At 64.9% G+C, this 24,037-nt stretch carries 26 protein-coding genes and 1 other RNA gene; 15 read left to right on the plus strand and 12 right to left on the minus strand.

The genetic code is table 11. The annotated features are described in order from the left end of the window. The first annotated feature begins 5 nt into the window (after positions 1 to 5). Positions 6 to 329: a type II toxin-antitoxin system RelB/DinJ family antitoxin gene (locus tag L0U83_RS03525; RefSeq protein ID WP_233880574.1), complete on the plus strand. Its 324-nt coding sequence runs from the start codon at positions 6 to 8 to the stop codon at positions 327 to 329. Continuing rightward, on the plus strand, positions 326 to 613 hold the full coding sequence (locus L0U83_RS03530; RefSeq protein ID WP_233880576.1) for a type II toxin-antitoxin system RelE/ParE family toxin: 288 nt from the start codon (positions 326 to 328) through the stop codon (positions 611 to 613). The genes L0U83_RS03525 and L0U83_RS03530 overlap by 4 nt, the downstream gene beginning before the upstream one ends. A 30-nt stretch (positions 614 to 643) precedes the next feature. Here the strand turns inward: L0U83_RS03530 and L0U83_RS03535 are convergent, their stop codons facing one another. Both L0U83_RS03535 and L0U83_RS03540 read right to left on the minus strand, forming a co-directional pair. Then, entirely contained in the window at positions 644 to 1,810 is a 1,167-nt protein-coding gene (locus L0U83_RS03535; RefSeq protein WP_233880578.1) for an ABC transporter substrate-binding protein, read from the minus strand. A 92-nt stretch (positions 1,811 to 1,902) separates the two neighbouring features. Further along, positions 1,903 to 2,844 (minus strand): CysB family HTH-type transcriptional regulator, encoded by a 942-nt coding sequence (locus L0U83_RS03540; RefSeq protein WP_028208458.1) that lies wholly within the window; start codon positions 2,842 to 2,844, stop codon positions 1,903 to 1,905. Between the two features lie 238 nt (positions 2,845 to 3,082). On the opposite strand from L0U83_RS03540, the gene L0U83_RS03545 reads away from it, so the two are divergent. From L0U83_RS03545 to cobA, 6 genes are all read left to right on the plus strand, one after another. Further along, positions 3,083 to 4,762 (plus strand): nitrite/sulfite reductase, encoded by a 1,680-nt coding sequence (locus L0U83_RS03545; RefSeq protein WP_233880580.1) that lies wholly within the window; start codon positions 3,083 to 3,085, stop codon positions 4,760 to 4,762. Positions 4,763 to 4,795: 33 nt separating this feature from the next. Next, positions 4,796 to 5,332: a DUF934 domain-containing protein gene (locus L0U83_RS03550; protein WP_233880581.1), complete on the plus strand. Its 537-nt coding sequence runs from the start codon at positions 4,796 to 4,798 to the stop codon at positions 5,330 to 5,332. After that, a complete protein-coding gene (locus L0U83_RS03555; RefSeq protein ID WP_233880583.1) occupies positions 5,329 to 6,102 on the plus strand; it encodes a phosphoadenylyl-sulfate reductase in 774 nt (257 codons plus the stop codon). The genes L0U83_RS03550 and L0U83_RS03555 overlap by 4 nt, the downstream gene beginning before the upstream one ends. A gap of 93 nt (positions 6,103 to 6,195) precedes the next feature. Continuing rightward, a complete protein-coding gene (gene cysD / locus L0U83_RS03560) occupies positions 6,196 to 7,158 on the plus strand; it encodes a sulfate adenylyltransferase subunit CysD (protein ID WP_233880585.1) in 963 nt (320 codons plus the stop codon). Between the two features lie 24 nt (positions 7,159 to 7,182). Further along, a complete protein-coding gene (locus L0U83_RS03565; RefSeq protein WP_233880587.1) occupies positions 7,183 to 8,499 on the plus strand; it encodes a sulfate adenylyltransferase subunit 1 in 1,317 nt (438 codons plus the stop codon). Positions 8,500 to 8,552: 53 nt separating this feature from the next. Continuing rightward, complete coding sequence (cobA, locus tag L0U83_RS03570) at positions 8,553 to 9,326, plus strand: uroporphyrinogen-III C-methyltransferase (RefSeq protein WP_233880590.1); 774 nt, start codon at positions 8,553 to 8,555, stop codon at positions 9,324 to 9,326. Positions 9,327 to 9,403: 77 nt separating this feature from the next. Here the strand turns inward: cobA and L0U83_RS03575 are convergent, their stop codons facing one another. The 3 genes from L0U83_RS03575 to lptF are packed head-to-tail and all read right to left on the minus strand — an operon-like array spanning position 9,404 to position 12,101. Continuing rightward, positions 9,404 to 9,781, minus strand: a complete 378-nt coding sequence (locus tag L0U83_RS03575; RefSeq protein WP_233880592.1) for a sirohydrochlorin chelatase — start codon at positions 9,779 to 9,781, stop codon at positions 9,404 to 9,406. 55 nt (positions 9,782 to 9,836) lie between these two features. After that, on the minus strand, positions 9,837 to 10,985 hold the full coding sequence (gene lptG / locus L0U83_RS03580) for an LPS export ABC transporter permease LptG (protein ID WP_233880594.1): 1,149 nt from the start codon (positions 10,983 to 10,985) through the stop codon (positions 9,837 to 9,839). Between the two features lie 15 nt (positions 10,986 to 11,000). After that, complete coding sequence (gene lptF, locus L0U83_RS03585) at positions 11,001 to 12,101, minus strand: LPS export ABC transporter permease LptF (protein ID WP_233880596.1); 1,101 nt, start codon at positions 12,099 to 12,101, stop codon at positions 11,001 to 11,003. Positions 12,102 to 12,235: 134 nt separating this feature from the next. Between lptF and L0U83_RS03590 the strand changes: the two genes are divergently transcribed. The 3 genes from L0U83_RS03590 to L0U83_RS03600 are packed head-to-tail and all read left to right on the plus strand — an operon-like array spanning position 12,236 to position 14,677. Next, positions 12,236 to 13,747, plus strand: coding sequence for a leucyl aminopeptidase (locus L0U83_RS03590; RefSeq protein ID WP_233880597.1), 1,512 nt, complete (start codon positions 12,236 to 12,238; stop codon positions 13,745 to 13,747). A 52-nt stretch (positions 13,748 to 13,799) separates the two neighbouring features. After that, positions 13,800 to 14,216 carry a DNA polymerase III subunit chi gene (locus L0U83_RS03595; protein ID WP_233880599.1) on the plus strand — a complete coding sequence of 139 codons (417 nt, stop codon included), beginning with the start codon at positions 13,800 to 13,802 and terminating at the stop codon, positions 14,214 to 14,216. A gap of 59 nt (positions 14,217 to 14,275) precedes the next feature. After that, positions 14,276 to 14,677, plus strand: coding sequence for a DUF2486 family protein (locus L0U83_RS03600; protein ID WP_233880601.1), 402 nt, complete (start codon positions 14,276 to 14,278; stop codon positions 14,675 to 14,677). A 62-nt stretch (positions 14,678 to 14,739) separates the two neighbouring features. On the opposite strand, the gene L0U83_RS03605 is transcribed toward L0U83_RS03600, so the two are convergent. Both L0U83_RS03605 and ilvD read right to left on the minus strand, forming a co-directional pair. Continuing rightward, the gene (locus L0U83_RS03605; protein ID WP_233880603.1) at positions 14,740 to 15,099 is read right to left on the minus strand and encodes a c-type cytochrome; all 360 of its coding nucleotides are present in this window, start codon (positions 15,097 to 15,099) and stop codon (positions 14,740 to 14,742) included. A 134-nt stretch (positions 15,100 to 15,233) separates the two neighbouring features. Beyond that, the gene (gene ilvD / locus L0U83_RS03610; RefSeq protein ID WP_233880605.1) at positions 15,234 to 16,907 is read right to left on the minus strand and encodes a dihydroxy-acid dehydratase; all 1,674 of its coding nucleotides are present in this window, start codon (positions 16,905 to 16,907) and stop codon (positions 15,234 to 15,236) included. Positions 16,908 to 17,077: 170 nt separating this feature from the next. On the opposite strand from ilvD, the gene L0U83_RS03615 reads away from it, so the two are divergent. Next, complete coding sequence (locus tag L0U83_RS03615) at positions 17,078 to 18,037, plus strand: LysR family transcriptional regulator (protein ID WP_233880607.1); 960 nt, start codon at positions 17,078 to 17,080, stop codon at positions 18,035 to 18,037. A gap of 223 nt (positions 18,038 to 18,260) precedes the next feature. Further along, on the plus strand, positions 18,261 to 19,175 hold the full coding sequence (gene lgt, locus L0U83_RS03620; RefSeq protein WP_233883684.1) for a prolipoprotein diacylglyceryl transferase: 915 nt from the start codon (positions 18,261 to 18,263) through the stop codon (positions 19,173 to 19,175). Between the two features lie 99 nt (positions 19,176 to 19,274). Here lgt and L0U83_RS03625 read toward each other — a convergent pair whose 3' ends face one another. The 5 genes from L0U83_RS03625 to L0U83_RS03645 form a co-directional block, all read right to left on the minus strand. After that, positions 19,275 to 20,009 (minus strand): SIMPL domain-containing protein, encoded by a 735-nt coding sequence (locus L0U83_RS03625; RefSeq protein WP_233880609.1) that lies wholly within the window; start codon positions 20,007 to 20,009, stop codon positions 19,275 to 19,277. 180 nt (positions 20,010 to 20,189) lie between these two features. Continuing rightward, complete coding sequence (locus L0U83_RS03630) at positions 20,190 to 20,648, minus strand: EVE domain-containing protein (RefSeq protein WP_201693722.1); 459 nt, start codon at positions 20,646 to 20,648, stop codon at positions 20,190 to 20,192. A gap of 114 nt (positions 20,649 to 20,762) precedes the next feature. After that, positions 20,763 to 20,944, minus strand: a non-coding RNA gene (gene ssrS, locus L0U83_RS03635) — 6S RNA. A gap of 102 nt (positions 20,945 to 21,046) precedes the next feature. Next, the gene (locus tag L0U83_RS03640; protein ID WP_042268772.1) at positions 21,047 to 21,361 is read right to left on the minus strand and encodes a cell division protein ZapA; all 315 of its coding nucleotides are present in this window, start codon (positions 21,359 to 21,361) and stop codon (positions 21,047 to 21,049) included. Next, positions 21,358 to 21,711 (minus strand): ATPase, encoded by a 354-nt coding sequence (locus L0U83_RS03645; RefSeq protein WP_233880611.1) that lies wholly within the window; start codon positions 21,709 to 21,711, stop codon positions 21,358 to 21,360. Before L0U83_RS03645 ends, L0U83_RS03640 begins: the two co-directional genes overlap by 4 nt. Before the next feature lie 386 nt (positions 21,712 to 22,097). Between L0U83_RS03645 and L0U83_RS03650 the strand changes: the two genes are divergently transcribed. Together L0U83_RS03650 and L0U83_RS03655 are read left to right on the plus strand one after the other, a co-directional pair. Then, a complete protein-coding gene (locus L0U83_RS03650; protein ID WP_373320973.1) occupies positions 22,098 to 23,165 on the plus strand; it encodes a FecCD family ABC transporter permease in 1,068 nt (355 codons plus the stop codon). Then, the gene (locus tag L0U83_RS03655; RefSeq protein WP_233880613.1) at positions 23,162 to 24,007 is read left to right on the plus strand and encodes an ABC transporter ATP-binding protein; all 846 of its coding nucleotides are present in this window, start codon (positions 23,162 to 23,164) and stop codon (positions 24,005 to 24,007) included. The genes L0U83_RS03650 and L0U83_RS03655 overlap by 4 nt, the downstream gene beginning before the upstream one ends. Positions 24,008 to 24,037: the final 30 nt, after the last annotated feature.

The raw sequence follows: 24,037 nt of genomic DNA on the forward strand, positions 1-24,037 counted from the left end.
AGTCGATGAACGCAAACGCATTGGTACAGGTTCGCATCGATCACGCGCTCAAACAGCGCGCGGCCGAAGTGCTCGACAACATGGGGCTCACGGTTTCGGACGCCGTGCGCATTCTGCTCACGCGTATCGCGAATGAGGGCGCGTTGCCGTTCGATTTCGCGGTCGATCCGGTGGCGCATGACGCGTGGTTCCGGGCAAAGGTGCGCGAAGCGCTGGAAGACCCGCGGCCGGCGCTTGCCGACGAAGAGGTGGAGGCGTACTTCGCGAAGCGGCGAGCGGCGGTGGCTGGCGAGCCTGGGCATGGACGCAACCGCAAGGCGAAAAGTTGAAGGTATGCTGGTCGCCACTCGCGCTGGCGGACCGCGAAGCGACGTTCAACTTTACCGTGATGAGCAACCCGCGCAGGGCTATTGCGTGGGACGAACGGATTTCGGCATCCGTCCGACGGCTACGGCTTTTTCCCAACCTTGGCCGGGTCGGCCGCGTGAGCGGGACGCGCGAGTTGGTGGTCGAGTCGACGCCGTTCGTGCTTGCTTACCGGTACGAGAACGAAGCGCTCACCATATTGCGCGTCCTGCACAGTGCGCGTCGCTGGCCGGACACTGTCGACTGAGCGGCAGCAGGTCGCTGCCGCTCGCAAAACTTACTGCCCCAGATACACGAACTTGCCCCCGCGTACCGTGCCCATCACGCTCGCGCGCTGGTCGAGGCCCACGTGGTCCGTCGGACTCGTGTTCACCATGCCATTGGGCACGACGACTTCGTGCGCGTGCTCCAGTTCGCTGCGCAACGCCACGCGGAACGCCTCCGTGCCTGGCTGCGCGGTCTTGAGCGCGCGCGAGACGGCGTCCTGCAAGCGCGGGTACACGCCTGCCGCGTCGCCCGCGAACTGCGTGACCGTGCCCGGGCCGTACTTCGCCTCATAGGCATCGACGAAGGCGAGCGCCGCCTTCTGGGCCGGCTGGTCGGCGGGCAGCGTGCGCGCCACCACCACGGGCTGAGTCGGGAACAGGGTGCCTTCCACGTCCTTGCCGCCGAGCTTGATGAACTCGGGCGTGGCGATGCCGTGCGTCTGGTAGATCGGCCCCTTGTAGCCGCGCTCGATGAGCGTGCGTTGCGGCAGCACGGTCGGCGTGCCTGCGCCGGCAACTAGCATGGCGTCGGGCTTGGCCGACATCAGCTTGAGGATCTGGCCCGTCACGCTCGCGTCGGTGCGGTTGTAGCGCTCGGTCGCAACGATCTGGATGTTGCGCTCCTTCGCGTACTTCGTGAATTCGTTGAGCCAGCTGTCGCCGTAGCTGTCGGCAAAGCCGATGAAGCCCACCGTCTTCACGCCGTGCGCCGCCATGTAGCGCGTCATGACGTCAGCCATGGCGGCGTCGGTCTGCGCCATCTTGAACGCCCATACTCGCGCGCCCTGCTGCGGCTCGACGACCGACCCCGAGCCGACCAGCGTGATCATCGGCGTCTTGCTCTCTGCCACCGGGTCGAGCGCCGCGAGCGCAGCCGGCGTGATGTTCGGCCCGACGATCACGTCCACGTGATCTTCATTGATGAGCTTGTGGATGTTGCGCACGGCGGCGCCCGGGTCCGAGCCGTCGTCGAGCACGATGTAGTCGGCCTTCTGGCCCGCGATCGTGTCGGGCCACATCAGCATGGCGTTCTTGCTCGTGATGCCGATGGCAGCGGCCGGCCCCGTGCTCGAGAGGTCGATGCCGATCTTGATGTCAGCATGCGCGACAGATGCGCAGGTGGCGGCAGCAAGGGCGGTGGCCACGACGAGCGGGCGCAGGAAGGAATGCGGCGTCATCCGTTAGATCTCCAGGCGAGAAGTGATGTTGTTGTATTGCGGATTTTGTCTGATTTTTCTTCCGGCGCGGCCGAGGTCGCGGCCGCGCGATGCTACAGCTCGTAACTCTCGTGCTCGCCCTTGAGCGCCTGCTCGATCAGCTTGCGGTTCAGGCTCGGCGAAAGCAGCTCGACGAGCGTATACACATAGCTGCGCAGGTAAGCCCCCTGCTTGAGCGCCACGCGCGTGACATTGCTGCCGAACAGATGCCCAACGGGCAGCGCGCGCAGGTGTCGGTCGCGCTCGGCGTTGAAGGCGATGTCGGCCATGATCCCCACGCCCAGGCCCAGCTCGACATAGGTCTTGATCACGTCGGCGTCGATGGCTTCCAGCACGATGTCGGGCGAGAGGGCGCGCAGGCGGAACGCGTCGTTGATCTTGGTACGCCCGGCGAACGCATTGTCGTAGGTAATCAGCGGATATTGGGCCAGATCGTCGAGCGAAAGCGGCTTGCGCTCGAGCAGCGGGTGGTCGGGCAGCATCACCGCCACGTGGTGCCAGGTGAAGCAGGGCAGCGACACCAGTTCCTTGTAACCGGAGATGGCCTCGGTCGCGATGCAGAGATCGGCCTGGTCATGGAGCACCATTTCCGCGACCTGCGTGGGGCTGCCTTGCAGGATCGAAAGGTGCACCTTCGGAAAGCGCCGCTTGAACTCGGCGATGGCGGCGGGCAGCGAGTAGCGCGCCTGCGTATGCGTGGCGGCGATGGTCAGGTTGCCCTGGTCCTGCGCGGCATAGTCCTTGCCCACGCGTTTTAGACTTTCCACTTCCTGCAGAATGCGCTCCACCGAGGCGAGGATGATCCGGCCCGGCTCCGTGAGCGAGCGCACGCGCTTGCCATGGCGTGTAAAGATTTCGACCCCAAGTTCGTCCTCCAGCTCGATGATCGCCTTCGAGACGCCCGGCTGGCTTGTATACAGTGCCTTGGCCGCTTCCGTGAGGTTGAAATTCTGGCGGACGGCCTCGCGGACGAAGCGGAACTGGTGGAGGTTCATATATAACCCCTTGGCATATCAACCTAATTTTTGAGTCGTTTGAAATATAAGGCGAGTTTATTACCATTCCTCCAACTTTTCCAATATGGATATCTGTTTTGGTCATTAGCAAATGACCGGCGCGATTGAAGGCGCGGCCGCCTCGCAAAAGGCAAGACAGAGTGGAAAGAGCAAGTTGAGAAGTCGGAGCGCGGCGTAACCGGAACGCCGCGATTGAACCAAACCCTGGGGTCCCCGAATGTACCAATACGATCAGTACGACCAGACCATCGTCGACGAACGCGTCGCGCAATACAGCGACCAGGTTCGCCGCCGCCTGTCGGGCGAATTGAGCGAAGAAGAATTCCGTCCGCTGCGTCTGCAAAACGGCCTGTACTACCAGCGCCACGCCTACATGCACCGCATCGCGATTCCGTACGGCAATCTGCGCAGCGACCAGCTCCGCATGCTCGCCACGATCGCGCGCGAGCACGACCGCGGCTACGGCCATTTCTCGACGCGCTCGAACATCCAGTACAACTGGATCAAGCTCGAAGAAACGCCGGAAATCCTGCGCAAGCTGGCCTCGGTCCAGATGCACGGCATCCAGACTTCGGGCAACTGCATCCGCAACATCACCGCCGATCAGTTCGCGGGCGTCGCACCCGACGAAGTCGTCGATCCGCGCCCGTGGTCCGAAATCCTGCGCCAGTGGTCGACGTTCCACCCCGAGTTCGCGTGGCTGCCGCGCAAGTTCAAGATCGCCGTGTCGGGCACGAAGGAAGACCGCGCCGCCGTGCAGATCCACGACCTGGGCGTCTACCTCGACCGTAACGAGCAGGGCGAAATCGTCGCGAGCATCCTCGCGGGCGGCGGCCTTGGCCGCACGCCGATCGTTGGCGCCATCATCAAGCGCGACCTGCCGTGGCAGCACCTGCTGACCTACTGCGAAGCCGTTTTGCGGGTGTACAACCGCTACGGCCGCCGCGACAACATCTACAAGGCGCGCATCAAGATTCTCGTGAAGGCGCTCTCGCCGGCGAAGTTCGCCGAGCAGGTCGAAGAAGAGTGGCAGCACCTCAAGGACGGCCCCTCGACGCTCACGCAGGAAGAAGTCGATCGCGTCTCGCAGTACTTCGTGCCGCCGGCGTATGAAAAGATCGCCGACACGGATACGTCGTACGAAAAGCATCTGCTGGAAGAGCGCGCGTTCGCGCGCTGGGTCGAGCGCAACGTGCGTCCGCACCGCGTGCCGGGCTATGCATCGGTCACGCTTTCGCTCAAGCCGCGCAACATCGCGCCGGGCGACGCCACCGACGTGCAGATGGAAGCCGTGGCCGGCTGGGCCGACGAATACTCGTTCGGCCAGATCCGCGTCTCGCACGAGCAGAACCTGATCCTCGCCGACGTCAAGAAGCGCGACCTGTTCGCGCTGTGGGAAAAGGCGAAGGCGCAAGGTTTCGCGACCGCGAACATCGGCCTCTTGACCGACATCATCGCGTGCCCGGGCGGCGACTTCTGCTCGCTCGCCAATGCGAAGTCGATCCCGATCGCGCTGGCGATTCAGGAGCGCTTCGACAACCTCGACTTCGTCTACGACCTGGGTGACCTGTCGCTCAATATCTCGGGTTGCATGAACTCGTGCGGTCACCACCACGTTGGCAACATCGGCATTCTGGGCGTGGATAAGGACGGCGCGGAGTGGTATCAGGTGTCGCTCGGCGGCGAGCAGGGCAACGGCGCCAACGGCGCGCGCCTTGGCCGCGTGATCGGACCGTCGTTCTCGGCAGAAGAGATGCCCGATGTGATCCAGAAGGTGGTCGACACGTTCGTCGAGCTGCGCATCGACGGCGAGCGCTTCATCGACACGTACGACCGCCTTGGCATCGCGCCGTTCAAGGAGCGCGTGTACGCATCGCGCCAGCCGGCCCACGCTTAAAAGCAGCACGCAACGAGAGACGAGATTCGAGCAATGGCATTGATCATCAAAAAACGCGAGATCGTTGAAGACAACTGGCAAGTCGTGCGTGCGGCCGAAGACGGCGCATTGCCCGAGGTGTCGGCGCTGCCCGCGGGCAAGGTGTTGGTTCCGCTCGCTTACTGGCAGGCGCAGCGTGACGCGCTCATCGCTTCGCGCGGCAAGGACGAACTCGGCGTGTGGCTCGCGCCGGACAGCGAACCGGCCGATATCGCCGCTGACTTCGACAAGCTCGCGCTGATTGGCGTGGACTTCCCGGTGTTCCGCGATGGCCGCGGCTTTTCGATTGGCCGTCTGCTGCGCGAGCGCTATGGCTACAAGGGCGAACTGCGCGCGATTGGCGACGTGCTGCGCGACCAGCTGCGCTTTCACGAGCGCTGCGGCTTCGACGCGTTCGCGGTACGCGCCGACAAGGACATCCACGACGCGCTCAAGGCGTTCACCGAATTCACGGTGCAATACCAGGGCGCGTTCGACGAGCCGTCACCGCTGTTCCGCCGCCGTCTGGCACAGCAAGGCGCTGCAGCATGACGATCGACGCCACCCCGGTTTCGAGCGAAATCACAGCTGACCTGCAGGCGAAGATCGAGCGCCTCGACCTACTGCTCGATTCGATCGCGGCGCGTCACGCCAGCGTGAAGCTGGCCAGCAGCCTCGCAGCCGAAGACATGCTGCTCACCCACGCGATTCTTGCGCGCGGTGTGAAAATCGGCATCTTCTCGCTGAACACGGGCCGCCTGCATGCGGAAACGCTCGGCATGCTCGACGCGGTGCGCGAGCGCTACGGCTACGAGATCGAGCAGTTTCATCCGCAACAGGACGCGGTGGACGAGTACGTCGCCCAGCACGGCCTGAACGCGTTCTACGAAAGTGTGGACCTGCGCAAGCGCTGCTGCGAAATCCGCAAGGTCGAGCCGCTGAACCGCGCACTTTCCGGCGTCTCCGCTTGGGTCACGGGCCAGCGCCGTGAGCAGTCGGTCACGCGCGCGGAACTGCACGAGGAAGAACGCGACGAAGCGCGCAACATCGACAAGTTCAATCCGCTCGCGGACTGGACCGAAGCCGATGTCTGGGCCTACCTGCGCGCCTTTGAGGTGCCGGTGAACCCGCTGCATGCGCGCGGCTACCCGAGCATCGGCTGCGAGCCCTGCACGCGCGCCATCCGTCCCGGCGAGGACAGCCGCGCGGGCCGCTGGTGGTGGGAATCGCGCGACACGAAGGAATGTGGCTTGCACATCACCTCTGTGTCAGCCATTCCGGTTGTCGAAGTGTCGTCGATCAGCCCGGCGAACCAAGATTGAGTTTTGTCGCGCCGTCGTGAAGACCGGCGCGCCACCGTATACCGAGTACTGCGTGCCCTGTAAAAAGGGCGCGAATAAAGGAAGGATCCGAACATGAGCACCACGCTCGACTCAGCAGTGAACGCGCCGCTCCAGGTCACAGCGAACCGCATGGACCATCTCGACTGGCTCGAAGCCGAGTCGATCCACATCCTGCGTGAACTCGTCGCCGAATGCAGCAAGCCGGCGCTGCTGTTCTCGGGCGGCAAGGACTCGGTCGTCGTGCTGGCGCTCGCGCTGAAGGCGTTCGGCCTCGGCGCGAACCGCAAGACTTCGCTGCCGTTCCCGCTCGTGCATATCGACACGGGTCACAACTACGAGGAAGTGATCGACTTCCGCGATCGCCGCGCAGCCGAAATCGGCGCGGAACTCGTGGTCGGCCATGTGGAAGATTCGATCAAGAAGGGCACGGTGCGCCTGCGCCGTGAAACCGATTCGCGCAACGCCGCGCAAGCGGTCACGCTGCTCGAAACCATCGAGCAATACGGCTACACGGCGATGATCGGCGGTGCGCGCCGCGACGAAGAGAAGGCGCGCGCGAAGGAGCGCATCTTCTCGTTCCGCGACGAATTCGGCCAGTGGGACCCGAAGGCGCAGCGCCCGGAACTCTGGAGCGTCTACAACGCGCGCCTGCACAAGGGCGAACACCTTCGTGTGTTCCCGATCTCGAACTGGACGGAACTGGATGTGTGGCAATACATCGAGCGCGAAAAGCTCGAACTGCCGTCGATCTACTACGCGCACCAGCGCGAGATCGTGCGCCGCAACGGCCTGCTCGTGCCGGTCACGCCGCTCACGCCGATGAAGGAAGGCGAAGTCAGCGAAATGGCGCAGGTGCGTTTCCGCACCGTGGGCGACATCAGCTGCACGTGCCCGGTGGCGAGCGATGCCGACAACGTCGAGAAGATCATCGCCGAAACGGCCGTGACCGAAATCACGGAACGCGGCGCCACGCGCATGGACGACCAGGCGTCGGAAGCCGCGATGGAACAGCGCAAGAAGCAAGGTTATTTCTAAAAGCACGCAGAGGAAGAATTGAACATGGTTACGACGCATCAACCTGAAGACCTCGGCGTGCTGCGCTTCATCACGGCGGGCAGCGTGGACGACGGCAAGAGCACGCTGATCGGCCGCCTGCTGTACGACAGCAAGGCAGTTCTTTCGGATCAACTCTCGGCGCTCTCGCGCGCGAAGAACAAACGCACGGTGGGCGACGAGATCGACCTGTCGCTGCTCACCGACGGCCTCGAAGCCGAGCGCGAGCAGGGCATCACGATCGACGTGGCGTACCGCTACTTCGCCACGGCCAAGCGCAAGTTCATCATCGCGGATACCCCTGGCCACGAGCAGTACACGCGCAACATGGTCACGGGCGCTTCGACTGCGCATGCCGCGATCATCCTGATCGACCCCACCCGCGTGACGGTCGAAAACGGCGTGACGCAACTGCTGCCGCAAACCAAACGCCACAGCGCCATCGTCAAGCTGCTGGGTCTGCAGCACGTGATCGTCGCGATCAACAAGATGGACCTGGTCGATTACAGCGAATCGACGTTCAATCTGATCCGCGAAGCCTATGTCGTGCTCGCGCGCCAGCTTGGCCTGACCGACGTGCGCTTCGTGCCGGTCTCGGCGCTCAAGGGCGACAACATCGTGGCCGCGAGCGAGCGTATGCCCTGGTACGCGGGCGAGCCGCTGCTCGACGTGCTCGAGCAACTGCCGGTCGCGCAGCCCACGGCTGAAGCGCTGCGCTTCCCGGTGCAGTGGGTTGCGCGCCAGGACGGCTCGAGCGCCGACGACTTCCGCGGCTACATGGGCCGCGTCGAAGCGGGCGAAGTGAAGCTCGGCGACGCCATTACGGTGCTGCCGGCAGGCCGCAGCGCCACGGTTGCCGAAATCATCGCGCCGGTGCCGGGCGGCACGGCGCAGGTCGACCGCGCGTTCGCGGGCCAGACCGTCACGATTCGTCTGACCGAAGACGTCGATGTCTCGCGCGGCGATACCTTCGTGCCGGCGTCGGACAACACCCAGCCCGCGAAGAAGCTCGAAGCGGACCTCTGCTGGTTCGACGACGAGCCGCTCTCGGCGCAGCGCAAGTATCTGCTGAAGCAGACCACGAGCACGGTGTTCGCGAAGATCGGCGCGGTCAAGCAGGTGCTCGATGTGCATACGCTCTCGCACGCCACCGACCGCCACGAACTCGCGATGAACGATATCGGCCGCGTCGCGCTCTCGCTGCAGAAGCCGCTCGTCTGCGACCTGTATGATGCGAATCCTGGGACCGGCGCGTTCGTGCTGATCGACGAAGCGACGCATCACACGGTGGCCGCGGGCATGATCCGCGCGTTCTCGGCGTAAGACGTTACGCGAGGTTGCGGCCGCGCGCGGCCGCAACAATGGATTCGAAGCAAATGGGTAAGGTATATCTGATCGGCGCGGGACCGGGCGCAGCGGACCTCATCACGGTGCGCGGCGCACGGCTGCTCGCGAGCGCCGACGTCGTGCTGCACGACGCGCTCGTCGAGCCGGCGATGCTCGAGTACGCGCCGCAAACCGCGAAGTTCATCGCGGTCGGCAAGCGCTGCGGGCAGCGTTCCACGGCGCAGCACTTCATCAACAAGCAACTCGTCGATGCCGCGCGCGAGCACGCCGTGGTCGTGCGCCTGAAGGGCGGCGACCCGATGCTGTTTGGCCGCGCCGATGAAGAAATGCGTGCGCTCGAAGCGGCCGGCATCGCGTTCGAGGTCGTGCCGGGCATCACGGCGGCGCTCGCCAGCGCGGCGACGCTGCAACGCTCGCTGACGCTGCGTGGCGTGGCCCGCAGCGTCGCGCTCGCCACGTATTCGCGCGCGGCGGGCAGCGAGGAGATTCGCGAGCAGGTCAACGCCGATTCGCTCGTGTTCTACATGGGCCGCGACAGCGCGCCCGAGATCGCGCGCCAACTCATCGAAGCGGGCCGCGCGGGCGCGACGCCGGTGGCAATCGTCGAAGCCTGCAGCACCGCGCGCGAGCGCACGCTTACACTGACGCTGGCGGGTCTCGAAGCGGGCGAGGCGCAGGACTGGCTCGACCCGGCACAGCCGAGCTTGCTCATGATCGGCGATGCGTTCGCCGAACGCGCAGGGCAGGTGCAGCGCGAGGATGAAGCGCAAGGCGATCGCCAACCCCGCCGCGCCGCCGCATAAGCGCTACGCGAAAAAGGCCAGGAAAGCAAAACGGGCTCGCTGAAAAGCGAGCCCGTTTTTGTTATGCGTGAGCGTTTTCAGGCGCGTTCGTTTTCGATGCAATACCGCACGATCGCATCGAGCACCGCGTCGTCCTCGCCTACGGCGCCCGCGCAACGCAGGCGCACACCCGGATGCTCGCTCTGGCACTGCGCGATCAGCGCTGGCAGATCGCGGCGCACGTGGCCGCCCTGGCCGAAGAACACGGGTATGACCGTGATCGTGTCGCAGCCTGCCGTGGCCTGTGTGGCGATGGCATCTGACAGGCTCGGTGTCATGAGTTCCAGAAAGGCGAGGCTGACCGGACCCGCATCGCCGCGCGCGGCGGCGAGCTTCGCGGCGAGGCGCTGAAACGGCTCTTGCCAGCGCGCGTCGCGCGCGCCGTGGCCGAAGAGGATCATGCCGTGCGTGCCCATGCCTGGCGAGCCTGTGCGAATGAATCAGCGAGTTAGCGGACGAGGATGCCCGGCATCAATGCCGGTCGACCCATTTGAGCCCGAGCAGCCCGACCACGAGATAGATGAGCCCCGGTGTCGCCGCAGTAAGCGGCGCGGGCCAGGTGTTCAGTGTACCCACGTGCGAGAACAGCGTGTTGACGAGCTGGAAGCTCATGCCAAGCATGATCCCGCCGAATACCTTCATGCCCACCACGCCCGCACGCGTGTGCAGATACGCGAACGGCAGCGAGAGCACGAGCATCACGAACACGGCGAACGGGTAGAGCAGCTTGCGCCAGAACGCGATCTGATAGCGCTGCGCGTCCTGATGGTTCTCGGTCAGATGCTGGATGTAGCGGAACAGGTTGAACATCGACATCCGGTCGGGCGAAACGAGCAGCACCGAGAGAATGTTCGGCGTGAGCTCCGAGCGCAGCGAGTATTCGGGCGCCGAGGTCTGCTGTGCGCGATAGACCGGATTGAGCGCATCGACCGGCTGGTTCTGCGGCGGCGGCACGCTGATCAGTTCCGTATCGGTCACGTCCTTGAGCAGCCAGTGGCCCGGCGGCTGGAACGTGCCGCTCTTCGCGAGGCGCACGTTGGTGAGCTGGAACTTCGAATCGAATTCGTAGATGCGCACGTTCGTGATGGTCGCGTTGGGCAGCAACTCGCCGACGTTCACGAAACGCGTGACCTGCTCGCCGTCGGCGCGCGCGGTGAGCGTGTCCTTGACCCACACACCCGACTGGAAGTTGCTCGACACCGCCGAGCCTAACGCCTCGAGACGCACGCGCTCGGAGAGCTGGTCGGTGTAAGGGCCGACCACTTCGCCGATCAGGTAGGTCAGCAGCACGAGCGGCACGCCGATCTTGAGCAGCGAGCGCAGCGCCTGGTTCGTGGCGAGGCCCGACACACGAAAGATCGTGTACTCGGAATTCGCCGCCATTTGCGCGAACACGTAGATCGCGGCGATGAGCGCCGCGACCGGGATGATCTCGTAAAGCCGCGAGGGCGCCTGGAGTGCCACGCGCAGCACCGCGTACTGGAACTTGTAGTTGCCGTGCCCGACCGAGTTCAGCTCGTTGATGAGGTCGAAGAAGAAGAACAGGCCGGAGAAGGCAAACAGAATGAAGATGAACGTCAGGTAAACCTGGCGAGCGAAGTATTTTTCGTAGATGCGCATCGGTCAGTTTCCCTCTCAGTTTCCTGAAGAGGCGCGCCGGAACATCGCACGTGTAAAGAGCGGCCGGTTGCGCACGCGTATCCAGAAGATGAACACGACGAGCGCGAGCACCACGGTGTGCAGCAGGACGAGGCCGACGCCGAAGGGCATCTTGCCTTGCTCGATCTGCGATTGCACGACGTTGAGCAGGTTCGAATAGGTGAGGTAGATCAGCACCGCCATCACGAGATTGATCGTGCGGCTGCGGCGCGGGTTCTGATACGCAAGCGGGATGCCGAGCAGCATCAGGTTGATCGCGATGAGCGGCAGGCCGGCGCGCCAGGCGAGCTCGCCCAGATTGTCGTCGGTGGGGTGGCGCAGCAGGCCCGGCGTGGACGTGGTGCTCGCCGAAGGCGTGTTGACGAGGGGCTGGCTCGTGATCTTCACGCCATAACGCTGGAACTCGCTGATGCGAAAGTCCGGGTGACCAGGCTCGCCGTCATAGCGGCGGCCGTTTTCGAGCACGACGAAGCGGTCGCCGCTCTTCATGGTTTCGGTGTGGCCGGTCTTCGAGACGATCACGCTGACCTTGCCGTTTTCCGTACTCGTGACGAAAACGTTCTCCACGCGGCCCTGGTCGGGGCTCATGCTCTCGATGAAGAACACGCGGTGCGTGGTGGGCGACTCACGGAACTGGCCCGGCGCGAGCAGCGACACTTCATCGCGCTGCTGAAAGCGCGCGCGAATGAGCTTGCTTTGCGCGTTCGACCACGGCCAGCCGATGAACGCGAAGAACACGATGAGCAGGATGATCGGCGCGGAAAACGTGGCGACCGGCTTGATCAGGCGCGTGAGGCTCACCCCGGAGGAGAGCCAGACGACCATTTCGGAATCCTTGTACCAGCGCGTGAGGACGAACAGGATCGACACGAAGAGCGTGACGATGAGCATCACGGCCATGTAGCCGATCACGGTCAGTCCGATCAGCACCAGCACGTCGCGCGGGTCGATCTGACCGGACGCGGCGAAGCCGACGATGCGGATCATCATCGTCGTCAGCATGATCGTGAGCAGAACCATGAACACGGCGCCGGCCGTGTACGCGAGTTCGCGCTGCAGGGAACGTTCGAAGATCATTCTTGATGGGCAGGGCGGGCGGCCCGTGCCGGGAGGCGCGCAGCTCGCGCAACCGCCCAGGAGCCGCCGCGGGAAAAATAGCGGATAATTGCGGCTTTCATCCTAAGCCCAGATTTTATCCGAGGACAAGCGCGATGGACTTTAGCATAAAAGCCTGTGACTGGAGCAAAGGCGGGGAAGGCTCCTTCCTGACCGGCAAGTCGGACTGTGTCGTAGTCGGCGTGTTCGAGGCGCAAACCCTCTCGGGCCCGGCGTTCGCGATCGACAGCGCCATTGGCGGCGCAATCGCGCGCGTCGTCAAGGCTGGCGATATCGATGGCAAGGCCGGCTCGACGCTGTTCCTGCCGGAAGTGAGCGGCATCGGCGCCTCGCGCGTGCTGCTCGTGGGTCTCGGCAAGCAGGACGCGTTCGGCCAGAAGGCTTACGGCGATGCGGTCAAGGCCGCCTGGCGCGCGATCCTCGGCACGAAGATCGCACAGGTCACGTTCACGCTCGCGCAACTCCCGGTGAAGGAGCGCACGGGCGAATGGGGCGTGCGCGCCGCCATTCTCGCGCTGCGCAACGAGACCTACCGCTTCACGCAGATGAAGAGCAAGCCCGACGTCTCGCAGCGGGCGCTCAAGCGCGTGGTCTTCAGCATCGACGCCGCCGAAGAGAAGGCAGCGAAGCTCGCGGCGAAGCAGGCCGTCGCGCTCGCCAACGGCATGGATCTCACGCGCGACCTCGGCAACCTGCCGGGCAACGTGTGCACGCCCACCTATCTCGCCGCCACGGCCAAGAAGCTCGCGCGCGACTGGAAGCTCAAGGTCGAGGTGCTCGGCCAGCGCCAGATCGAGACGCTCAAGATGGGCTCGTTTCTTTCCGTAACAAAGGGCTCGGTCGAGCCGCCGCAGTTCATCGTGCTGCACTATCAGGGCGCAACCGCCAAGGCCGCGCCCATCGTGCTGGTCGGCAAGGGGATCACGTTCGACACGGGCGGCATCTCGCTGAAGCCGGGCGAGGGCATGGACGAGATGAAGTACGACATGTGCGGCGCGGGCTCGGTGCTCGGCACGATCCGCGCGGTCGCCGAAATGGGGCTCAAGCTCAATGTGATCGGCATCATCCCGACCTGCGAGAACATGCCCGCAGGCAACGCTACGAAGCCGGGCGACATCGTCACGACGATGGCGGGGCTCACGGTCGAAGTGCTCAACACCGACGCCGAAGGCCGCCTCATCCTGTGCGACGCGCTCACCTACGCCGAGCGCTTCAAGCCTGCCGCCGTGGTCGACATCGCCACGCTTACGGGCGCGTGCATCATCGCGCTCGGCCATCACAACAGCGGCCTGTTCTCGAAGGACGATGCGCTCGCGGGCGAACTGCTCGACGCTTCGCGCGAAGCGGGCGATCCGGCCTGGCGCCTGCCGCTCGACGACGAGTATCAGGACCAGCTCAAGTCGAATTTCGCCGACCTCGCCAACATCGGCGGGCGTCCGGCGGGCAGCGTGACGGCGGCGTGCTTCCTCTCGCGCTTCACCGAAAACTACCCGTGGGCGCATCTGGACATCGCGGGCACGGCATGGAAGAGCGGGGCGGCGAAGGGCGCAACGGGCCGTCCGGTGCCGCTGCTCGCCCAGTTCCTCATCGACCGCGCGGCGCAATGAAGGCAGGCATGGCGATTGCTGCATGCCTGACGGTGTGTAAAGTGGTGTGGGCATGACGCGCATCGATTTCCACACGAACGTTGGCGACTCGCTGCTGTATGCGTGCCGCCTCGTGCGCAAGGCGTATCAGGCGGGCCAGCAGGCGGTCGTGCTGGCCGAGCCCGCGCGCCTGCGCGCGTTCGACGAGATGTTGTGGACCTTTTCGCCGCTCGACTTCGTGCCGCACTGCATGGCCGAGAGCCCGCATGCGGGCGAATCGCCCATCGTGCTGGCAATGGATCTCGAGCGTGCGCCGCACCATCGTGTGCTGCTCAATCTCGGCGCGCAAGTCCCACCTCAATTCGCACGCTTTGAGCGCCTGCTCGAAGTGGTTGGCGATGCGCCCGACGAACTCGCGTCGGGCCGCGAGCGTTACCGTTTCTACCGCGACCGCGGTTACGCGCTCAACAACTACAAGCAGGGCGGCTGAGGCCGGACGCGCGAGGCGTACCGGCGCGAGGCCGACTGCCCCGATCGATGGAGGTAGACATGTCCGGCATGAACGACCCGGAAGATGCTGCGATTCCGCTCTTGAGCGAGGTGATGGTGACCGGCAATCCGCTGCGCGCGCACAACGTCGAAGAGGCGAAGAGCGCGACGGCCGCCGCCGTGAAGGCCGCCGTGGCCGAACGCGAGGAGGGCCTCTTCGCGCACGATGCCGACGCGCTCGTCGAGCGCCTGCGCGGCCGCTGCCTCACATGGCTCACCGGCGAAGGCCGCGCCGTGATCGAGGCGCGCTGCAGCGCTGCGATGCAGGAGCATACGAACTGGCTCGTGGGCCAGGTGTCGCGCGAGATCGGTCTCGCGCTCGAAACGGAACTCAAGAACTGGGTGAAGGCAGCCGTGCGCGAAGAATTGGCTGCGCGCGCGGGACACCCGCCTTCGGCCTGATTCAGCGTGTGCGCGCGGCGGTGGGGGCACCCAGCGCCACGCGCGCCATCACAACGTACGCCTCACTTGAGCGTGAGGATCCAGGTCGCGAGCTGGGCCGCCTGGCCGGGGTTGAGTTGCGTGTTGGCCGGCATGGGCACCGTGCCCCATACGCCGGTGCTGCCTTCCAGAATCTTGTGTGAGAGATAGGTTTGCGCGTCGGGCTTGCCCGCGTATTTCGCGGCGACATCGCGCAGGGCGGGCCCCATGAAATTGCGCGTCACCGAATGGCAGCTCATGCAGTTCTGCTGCTGGGCGAGTACCAGGCCACTGGGTCCATGCTGCGCGCGGGCCGGGGCTGAGCCGAGTGCGCCGGCAATGCCGATGGCGAGCGCGGCGGCGAGCGTCGCTGTCTTGTTCCTGGCTTGCGACTTTCTTTTCATACTGGTCTCCGCCCGCGTGTGCGCCGGCTGTGTCGTCGCATTATAGAAGCAAAGGGCGCACGTCCTGGACGTGCGCCCTTTGCTTTGCCGCGGGGCAGGATTTGAGCGGCGTCCAGCCCCGCTTAGCCCTGCGTTTATCCCGTTACCGCGCCCTGGTTCGCCGGGCGCGCGAGCGCCGCGTACTTCGCCATCACACCGCGTGTATAGCGCGGCGCGGGCTGCTTCCAGGCCGCACGGCGGCGCGCGAGCTCGGCGTCGTCCACGTTCAGTTGCAGCAGGAGCTTGTGCGCGTCGATGGTGATCGAGTCGCCTTCGTGCACGAGCGCGATCGTGCCGCCTTCGAACGCTTCCGGCGCGACGTGGCCCACCACCATGCCCCAGGTGCCGCCCGAGAAGCGCCCATCGGTGATGAGCCCGACCGACTCCCCAAGCCCCTTGCCGATGATCGCCGAAGTCGGCGCGAGCATCTCCGGCATCCCGGGCCCGCCCTTCGGGCCGAGGTAGCGCAGCACGACCACGTCGCCCGCCTTGATCTTGTCCGCGAGGATCGCTTCCATCGCGCTCTGCTCGTCGTCGAATACGCGTGCGGGGCCCGTGATGACCGGATTCTTCAGGCCCGTGATCTTCGCAACCGCGCCTTCCGTCGCAAGGTTGCCCTTGAGGATCGCCAGGTGGCCTTCCTTGTAGAGCGCCTGGCTGATGGGAAAGATCACCTTCTGGTCCGCGCGCGGCGTGGACGGCACGTCCTTGAGTTCTTCCGCGATGGTCTTGCCCGTGATGGTGATGCAGTCGCCATGCAGGAGGCCCGCGTCGAGCAGGATCCTGAGCACCTGCGGAATGCCGCCGGCCGCGTGCAGGTCGGTCGCGACGTACTGGCCCGAGGGCTTCAGGTCGCAGATCACCGGCACCTTCTTGCGCATGCGCTCGAAGTCGTCGATGGTCCATTCGATTTCCGCGGCATGCGCGATGGCGAGATAGTGCAGCACCGCGTTGGTCGAGCCGCCCGTCGCCATGATGAGCGCCACGGCGTTCTCGATCGACTTCTTCGTGATGATGTCGCGCGGCTTGAGGTCCTGCTTCACGGCTTCGACGAGCACACGCGCCGATTCCGCCGTCGAGTCGACTTTCTCCTCATCAGGGTTGGCCATCGTCGATGAGTACATGAGCGACATGCCAAGCGCCTCGAACGAGGAACTCATCGTGTTCGCGGTGTACATGCCGCCACACGAACCCGTGGAGGGGCAGGCGTTTTTCTCGACGCCTTCGAAATCCTCTTCGGTCATGCGGCCCGCGGTGAATTCGCCAACGGCCTCAAAGGCCGACACGATGGTCAGCGCCTTTCCCTTCCAGTTGCCCGGGCGAATCGTGCCGCCGTACACGTAGATGCCGGGCACGTTGATGCGCGCGAGCGCGATCATGCCGCCGGGCATGTTCTTGTCGCAGCCGCCGATCACGACCACGCCGTCCATCCACTGGCCCTGCACACAGGTCTCGATGCAATCGGCGATGACTTCGCGCGAGACGAGCGAGTACTTCATGCCCTCGGTGCCCATCGACATGCCGTCCGAGATCGTGGGCGTGCCGAAGGTCTGCGGGTTCGCGTCGGCGCGCTTGATCGCGTCAACGGCTGCGTCGGCCAGGCGTTGCAGGCCGGCGTTGCACGGCGTGATGGTCGAGTGGCCGTTCGCGACGCCGATCATCGGCTTGTCGAAGTCGGCCTTCTCGTAGCCGAGCGCGTAATACATCGAACGGTTGGGCGAGCGGGCGACGCCTTGCGTGATGTGCTTCGAACGACGGTTATACGGCATGGGGACCTCCGGTGGATTTTGTCTCGGATGCCGGGGTGTGTTCTGGTCTTGGGGAGCGCCGGCACGTCTGTCGAAGCATGCGATTTCGCGAGAACACTGTCCAATATATTATTCGTCGTCTATTGAGTCGAAAAAGATATCAACGCGACAACAACGCGAGACCGATGCCGATGAACCCGACTATCCCCGATTTGCGCCAGCTTCGCTATTTCGTGGCCGTGGCCGAAGAGCAGCATTTCGGCCGCGCCGCGGCGCGCCTTTCGATGACGCAGCCGCCGCTCTCGCAGGCCATTCGTGCGCTGGAGGAGACGCTCGGCGTGGAGTTGTTCGCGCGTACCCGCCGGTCGGTGGAGCTGACGCCCGTAGGCGCCGATCTGTTGCCGGAGGTGAGGCGCCTGCTGGCGAGTGCCGAAGCGCTGCGGCCGCTCGCGCAGAGCCTCGCGCGCGGCGAGGCGGGCGTGCTCGCGCTGGCCTTCGTTTCTACTGCCGACTACGGTTTGCTGCCGCTTTTGCTGCGCGATTTCGGCGCGCGTTATCCGCGCGTGCGCTTGCAGCTCGCCGAAGCGACGAGTGACGTGCAGGTGGAAGAGCTGGTGGCTGGCCGCATCGACGCGGGCCTCGTGATCGCACCCGTGCCGCCGCGCCACGCGGCTCAGCTTGCTTACCAGCCGATCGCACGCGAGCCGCTCGTGGTCGCCATGCCGTCGGCGCTTTCGGCGCGCCTTGGCGGCCCGTCCACCGACGACTGGCACGATGAGCCCGTGAGCTTGCGCGATCTCGCCGACGCGCCGCTCGTCGTCTTTCCGCGCCATCTGGCCCCCGGGTTCTACGACACCATCATGGACTGCTACGGCGCGGCAGGCCTCGCGCCGCACATCGGCCAGGAAGCGATCCAGATGCAGACGATCGTGAGCCTCGTCTCGGCCGGCATGGGCGTGGCGCTCGTGCCGCAGTCGCTGCGCCATCTGCGCCGCACGGGCGTCGTGTACCGGCCGCTCGCCGGGGCGGTGCCAGCCATCGAAACGGGACTCGTCTGGCGCTCGGCCGAGGTGAGCCCGGTGCTCGCGGCGTTTATCGAGATCGTGCGCGCGCATGCGGCGACGGCGGGCTTGGAGAGGCGCGAGGGCTAGCCACACACGCTGCGTCATCTGTCACCGTTACACTCGCGGCGCACGGCCAAACGTGCATTTTGGTTCGCGCCCCCTCGCGTCAGCGATAATGTCACGCCATGACACGCTGGCGGCGAACCTCGCCGCTTTGCAAACGTCCAACGCGCTTGGCCTCTTTGGCAAGTGGCGCGCAACTGCTTACAACCCGATTTCAACTGATATCGCCGACAAGACTTCATCCACGATGCTCATCCACCCGAACTTCGACCCCGTCGCCATTCATCTCGGGCCGCTCGCCGTGCGCTGGTACGGCCTCATGTATCTCGTCGGCTTCATTCTGGCGATCGTGATCGGCCGTCTGCGCCTGCGTCTGCCGTACGTGGCCGCCCAGGGCTGGACCGCGAAAGACATCGACGACATGCTGTTCTACGGTGTGCTCGGCACGATTCTGGGCGGGCGCCTCGGCTACGTGCTGTTCTACAAGGCAAGCTGGTATTTCGCGCATCCGCTCGACATCTTCAAGGTGTGGGAAGGCGGCATGTCGTTTCATGGCGGCTTCCTCGGCGTGACGTTCGCGATGGTCCTGTTCGCGTGGCAGCGTGGGCGCACCTGGCTGCAGGTCACGGACTTCGTCGCGCCGATGGTGCCCACGGGGCTCGCCTTTGGCCGACTCGGCAACTTCATCAACGGCGAGTTGTGGGGCCGCGTGACGTCGCCCGACTCGCCGTGGGCCATGCTGTTTCCGGGCGCCGCGAACGACGACGCCGCGTGGCTCGTCGCGCATCCGCAACTGGCCGCGCAGTGGCACTTGAACGAAGTGTTCGCGCAATACCATTTGCTGCCGCGCCATCCTTCTGAACTGTATGAAATCGCGCTGGAAGGCATCGCGCTTTTCATCGTGCTGATTCTTTTCGCGCGCAAGCCGCGTCCCGTTGGCGCGATTTCGGCCATGTTCCTGATCGGCTATGGTCTTGCGCGCTTCACGGTCGAATTCGCACGCGAGCCCGACGACTTCCTCGGCCTGCTCGCGCTCGGTCTTTCGATGGGCCAGTGGCTTTCGCTGCCGATGGTCATCGCGGGGATTGGCTTGATGGCGTGGGCGTATCGCCGCGCCAATCGCAACAAGAACGGCGCACAAGTCGCGGGCGCGAAGAGCTGACACGCGCACACGCATCGCGCGTTTTAGCCCATGAAAAAGGCCACGGTTTTCACCGTGGCCTTTTTTGCTTGCGTGCTCGATCGACTTGTATGGCGCGCCTTACTTCATCTGCACCGAGCCGGAGACATTGACCGTCACCGTGGATGTGCCGCCTTCGAGCGGCACAGGCGACGACATCTTCGCGTCAGCCGAAGCGCTGCGCGCGCTCATCATCATCATGGGACGCGGCATCACGCCCGAGTGCCCCACGTTCACGTCGCGAATCGTGTAGCTGCTGTAGCCGAACGCGCGCGTGGCCGAGAGGGCCTGGTCGCGAAACGAGGCGATGGCCTGGCCCGAAAGTTTTTGCTCGGCGGCGCGCTGTGCCTCGGCCGACAGCGAGAACTGCACGTTGCCCACCTGCATGATCGACGAGAGATCGCCGGCGAGTTTCGACGCCGCCGCGAAATCATGCGACTCGAGCACGACTTCCGTGCGGCCGCGCCAGGCGGAGATGCGGCCGTCGCGATCCGTCGAAGGGAAGATCGAGAACTGGCCTGAGTGCGCGGTCACGCCCGCGACGCCGCGTGCGCGTTGGAGCGCGGCGTCGGCGCGCTGATTGAGCGTCGCTGTGAGCGAGGCAGGATCGCTCGCTTCCTGTTCGTAGAACAGCGTAATGTTGACGACGTCTTGAGGCACTTCGGCGCTGGCCTGCGCGGAAAGCGAAAGCACGCCCGAGGGCTGCTGGAAACGCGCGTCGCTCTGTGCGAACGCGGCGCCCGGCGCGAGCGTCATGGCGAGGGGGAGGGCGGCAGCGAATGCGGCGGCGAGCGTGACGGCTGTTTTTCGGTTCATTGAGGCTCCTTGCAGAACTTGCGTCGCGCGCGACACACATATAACGGCGACATAACGACGACATAACGACGACGTAACGACGCGCGACTGTGCGCGATTGTGCTTGAAGTCGCGCGCGGATGCTGTGTGCGTGCCCGGCCCGCAAGCGAGCGGGCTCAGCCAGGCCGCGTCGCAACCGCTTCACATCAGATGTTTCGTGATGAAGTTCCACTCGGCCGTGGTGACCGGCGTGATCGAAAGTCGATTGCCCTTGGCAAGCACACGCATGTCCGCGAGTTCCTCGTGCTCACGCAAGGCGGCCAGAGCAATCAGCGGGCACTTCTTCTTGAACACCACGTCGACGAGCATCCAGCGCGGATTCTCCTGCGTCGATTTCGCGTCGTAGTACGGGCTTTTCGGATCGAACTGCGTGGGGTCGGGGTAGGCCGTGGACGACACCTGCGCGATGCCCGCGATACCGGGCTCGGGGCAGCTCGAGTGATAGAACAGCACGCCGTCGCCTTGCTGCATGGTGTCGCGCATGAAATTGCGCGCCTGGTAGTTTCGTACGCCGGTCCAGGGCAGCGTGCGCTGCGGCGCGTTTGCGAGGTCGTCGATGCTTGCTTCGTCGGGTTCGGACTTCATCAGCCAGTAGCGCATGAGTCGAAGTTCACGTCGAAAGGGAAGAGGGGCGAGCGTGCATGCCAGAGAAAACGTAAATGCGGGCCGCACAATGAAAAACGGCATCGGACTTGTGGTCCGATGCCGTTTGAATAGGTCCCCGCCATAGCCGCTAGGCCGGCATCCTGAACCGAGGGTTCAGAATTGGTCGCAGTTAGCAGCACTTCGGGTACATCAGACTGTGTGACGCGCACGCCCGTGCTACAAATTTCCGCAACCGTGCACATGGCATTGGTTCAAGGAATATATGACCTTGGCGAACCAGGCAGGGAAGCTGACTAAACTGTTTGGCAGCGTGTTTGGAAACGCGTGTTTCTAAACAAATCAACGCTACCTATGAACAACATCATACCGCACGTTGGTGACTGAAACTGCGCTTATTGCACACCGTACTGGTGAATCACCGCGCCCAGTTGTTCATTCATTTGGCGCATTGTACGACGGATTTCCTCGGCTGGGAATGCTTCTCCGTGTCGCACGCTGGTTTGCAGGCGCAGCAGTTCCGAAGCGAGCGAGAGCGCTGCCATGACGGCGATGCGATCGGTGCCGCGCACGTTGCTGTGATTGCGGATCTTCGACATTTCGGCGTCCACGCGCGCCACGGCCTCGAGCAGCGCCTGTTCCGTTTCCGGCGAACAGACGAGGCGATAGGTTTGGCCGAGTATCGTCGCTTCGATCTGCTTGGTGGTCATGCATTTTCTCCGTGGCGGGCCGCGTTGCTGTCGTCGTCGTTGCTCTGCGACGGCTCAAGCAGATCGAGCTGGTTGTCGCGCTCGTTACCTGCGCGTGCGCGTGGCAGCTTTTCGAGGATCGCGTTCAGACGCACCTGCGCATCATCGATCTTCGCCGAGAGTGCATCGCGCTCTGCTTGCAGCGCGGCGCGCTCCTCGCGGACCTGTTCGAGTTCGGCGCGTGTCTCGTCGCATTGCGCACGCAGCTGCGTGAGTTGCTCTTCGAGTGCGAGGCGTGCTTCGTGTTGGCGCTGATTAATCTCGATCAGCCGCCCGATGTTTTGTGAGAGTGTTTCGAGTTCGTTGAGCATGTGCTGCGTCCTCTAAAGACAGGCATTCTAGCGCGGATCAACGCGTATTTTGATAATTGTGTCGTTTCCAGACGTAACAACCCGGCTTCTTACCCGAATCAGGCACGAATCCCTCGCTACGTGTGCCGCATAGGCCAGGCGGGAACGTAATTTGCCAAGGCCGCGCGCGCAGCGCGTCGTCTCGATCATGCTCCGCGCGTTATAACATCACGGATTCATGGTCTTTTACCAGTGCTTTTGTGAACGGTTTTTGCCATGCTGCTTTTGTCATGCTCTGCCACGCATCATGCAGAGTCTTTAGCGACGAAAAAACTGCGCACTGTCCTGGCCTGCGATATTCCTGCTGTCTTTGTGAGCTTGATTGAAACCCGCCGCTGAGTTCCCCGATGCGTTCCATGCGCCGCGATGAGTCCCATGCTGTGCCGCCGCTGCACGCGCTGCCGCGCCGCTCGATGAGCGCGCGCCGCGCGTGCATGATCTGGGCCGCGCTCGCCTCGGCGGCGCTCGTGGTGTTCGCCGCATCGCTCGCAACAGGCAGCGTGGGCGTGACGTTTGCGCAGGCGCTGGCGGCGCTCACTCCCGCGCACGGCACACCCGACATGGCGATCGAAATCGTGCGCACGCTGCGCTTGCCGCGCGCGTTGGCGGGTTTCGCATGTGGCGCGCTGCTCGCGCTGGCGGGCGCGCTGTTGCAGGTGCTGCTGCGCAATCCGCTTGCGGAGCCCTACGTGCTCGGCGTTTCGGGTGGCGCTGCCGCGTTCGCACTGGTCGCGATGATCGCGGGCGTCGCGTGGTGGGGCGTGCAGGCGAGTGCATGTGCGGGTGCGTTCGTTTCGATCCTGCTCGTGCTCGGGCTCGCACGCCGCGAGTTATGGCGTGGCGAGCCGCAGGACAGTTCGCCGCGGCTTCTGTTGACGGGCGCGGTGACGGCGGCAGGCTGGGGCGCGGTGATCACGCTGCTGCTGACACTCTCGCCCGACACGCGTCTGCGCGGCATGCTGTTCTGGCTCACGGGCGACCTCAATGGTGCGGGCACGCCATGGCCCGCGCTCGTTGTGCTTGGCGTGGTCCTTGCGTGCATCGTGCCGGCCGCGCCGATGCTCAACGTGCTGCTGCGCGGCGACGCCGCTGCGCAGGCGCTCGGCGTGCCGGTGCTGCGTCTGCGCGTGGGCATTTATCTTGCCGCCTCGCTTGCTGCGGCCGCTGCCGTGACGACGGGCGGCACCATCGGCTTCGTCGGGCTCGTCGTGCCCCACATGCTGCGCCTCGCGTTCGGCAACGACCAGCGTATGCTCGTGCCCGCCGCCGCGCTCGCCGGCGGCGTGGCCGTGATGGGCGCGGACCTCGTCGCGCGCACGGTAGCGGCGCCCGCGCAGTTGCCGGTGGGCGTCGTGACCGCGCTCGCGGGCGTGCCCGTTTTTCTGTGGATGCTCCTCGCGAGGCGTGCACGATGAGCGACGCATCCGCACCCCTTCTCGCTGTCCACGCGCTCACGTTGCGCGCGGGCGCGCGTACGCTTGTCGATTCGCTCTCGCAAAGGTTTGCCGCTGGCGAAATCTGGTGCGTCGCGGGCGCGAATGGCGCGGGCAAGACCACGTTGATCGGCGCACTCGCGGGCCTGCGCGAGCCTTCCGCCGGGCGCGTGGAAGTGGAGGGCATCGCGCTCGCACACTGGCCGCCGGTGCGCCTCGCGCAGCGCCGCGCGCTGATGCCGCAGGACCAGCGCGACGCATTCAGTGCGAGCGTGATCGACACCGTACTGCTCAATCGCTATCCACATCTTTCGGGCTGGGGCTGGGAAGGCGACGCCGATCGCGCCGCCGCGCACGCCGCGCTCGCCACGCTCGGCCTCGAAGCGTTCGCCGCGCGCGATGTGCTTTCGCTCTCCGGCGGTGAACGCCAGCGTGTCGCGCTTGCGGCCGCGTTGTGTCAGGGCGCGCCGCTTCTGCTGCTCGACGAGCCGCTTGCGCATCTCGACCTGCATCATCAGATCGCGTGCCTTGAAGCGCTTTCGCGCTGGGTGCGCAGCGAAGCGCGTGCCGTGCTGTTTTCCTGCCACGATCTCAATCTTGCGCGGCGTTTCGCGACGCACGCGCTCCTGCTCGACGGCCGCGGCGGCTTTCACGCGGGCCCCGTGCGTGAGGTGCTCACGCCGCAGCGCGCGAGCGCCGCATTCGGGCATCCACTCGTGCTGATACGCGAGGGCGAGCACGAGGCACTGGTGCCTGCGCTTTTACCTGCGTTCGCGTCGACCGCTTCATCACCGCATTCGCCGGGACCGAACGGCGCGCACTAGTGCGACGCCTTCTCCCGCATCACTTAGAAA

The organism is Paraburkholderia flagellata (assembly GCF_021390645.1).
Classification (GTDB): Bacteria; Pseudomonadota; Gammaproteobacteria; order Burkholderiales; family Burkholderiaceae; genus Paraburkholderia; species Paraburkholderia flagellata.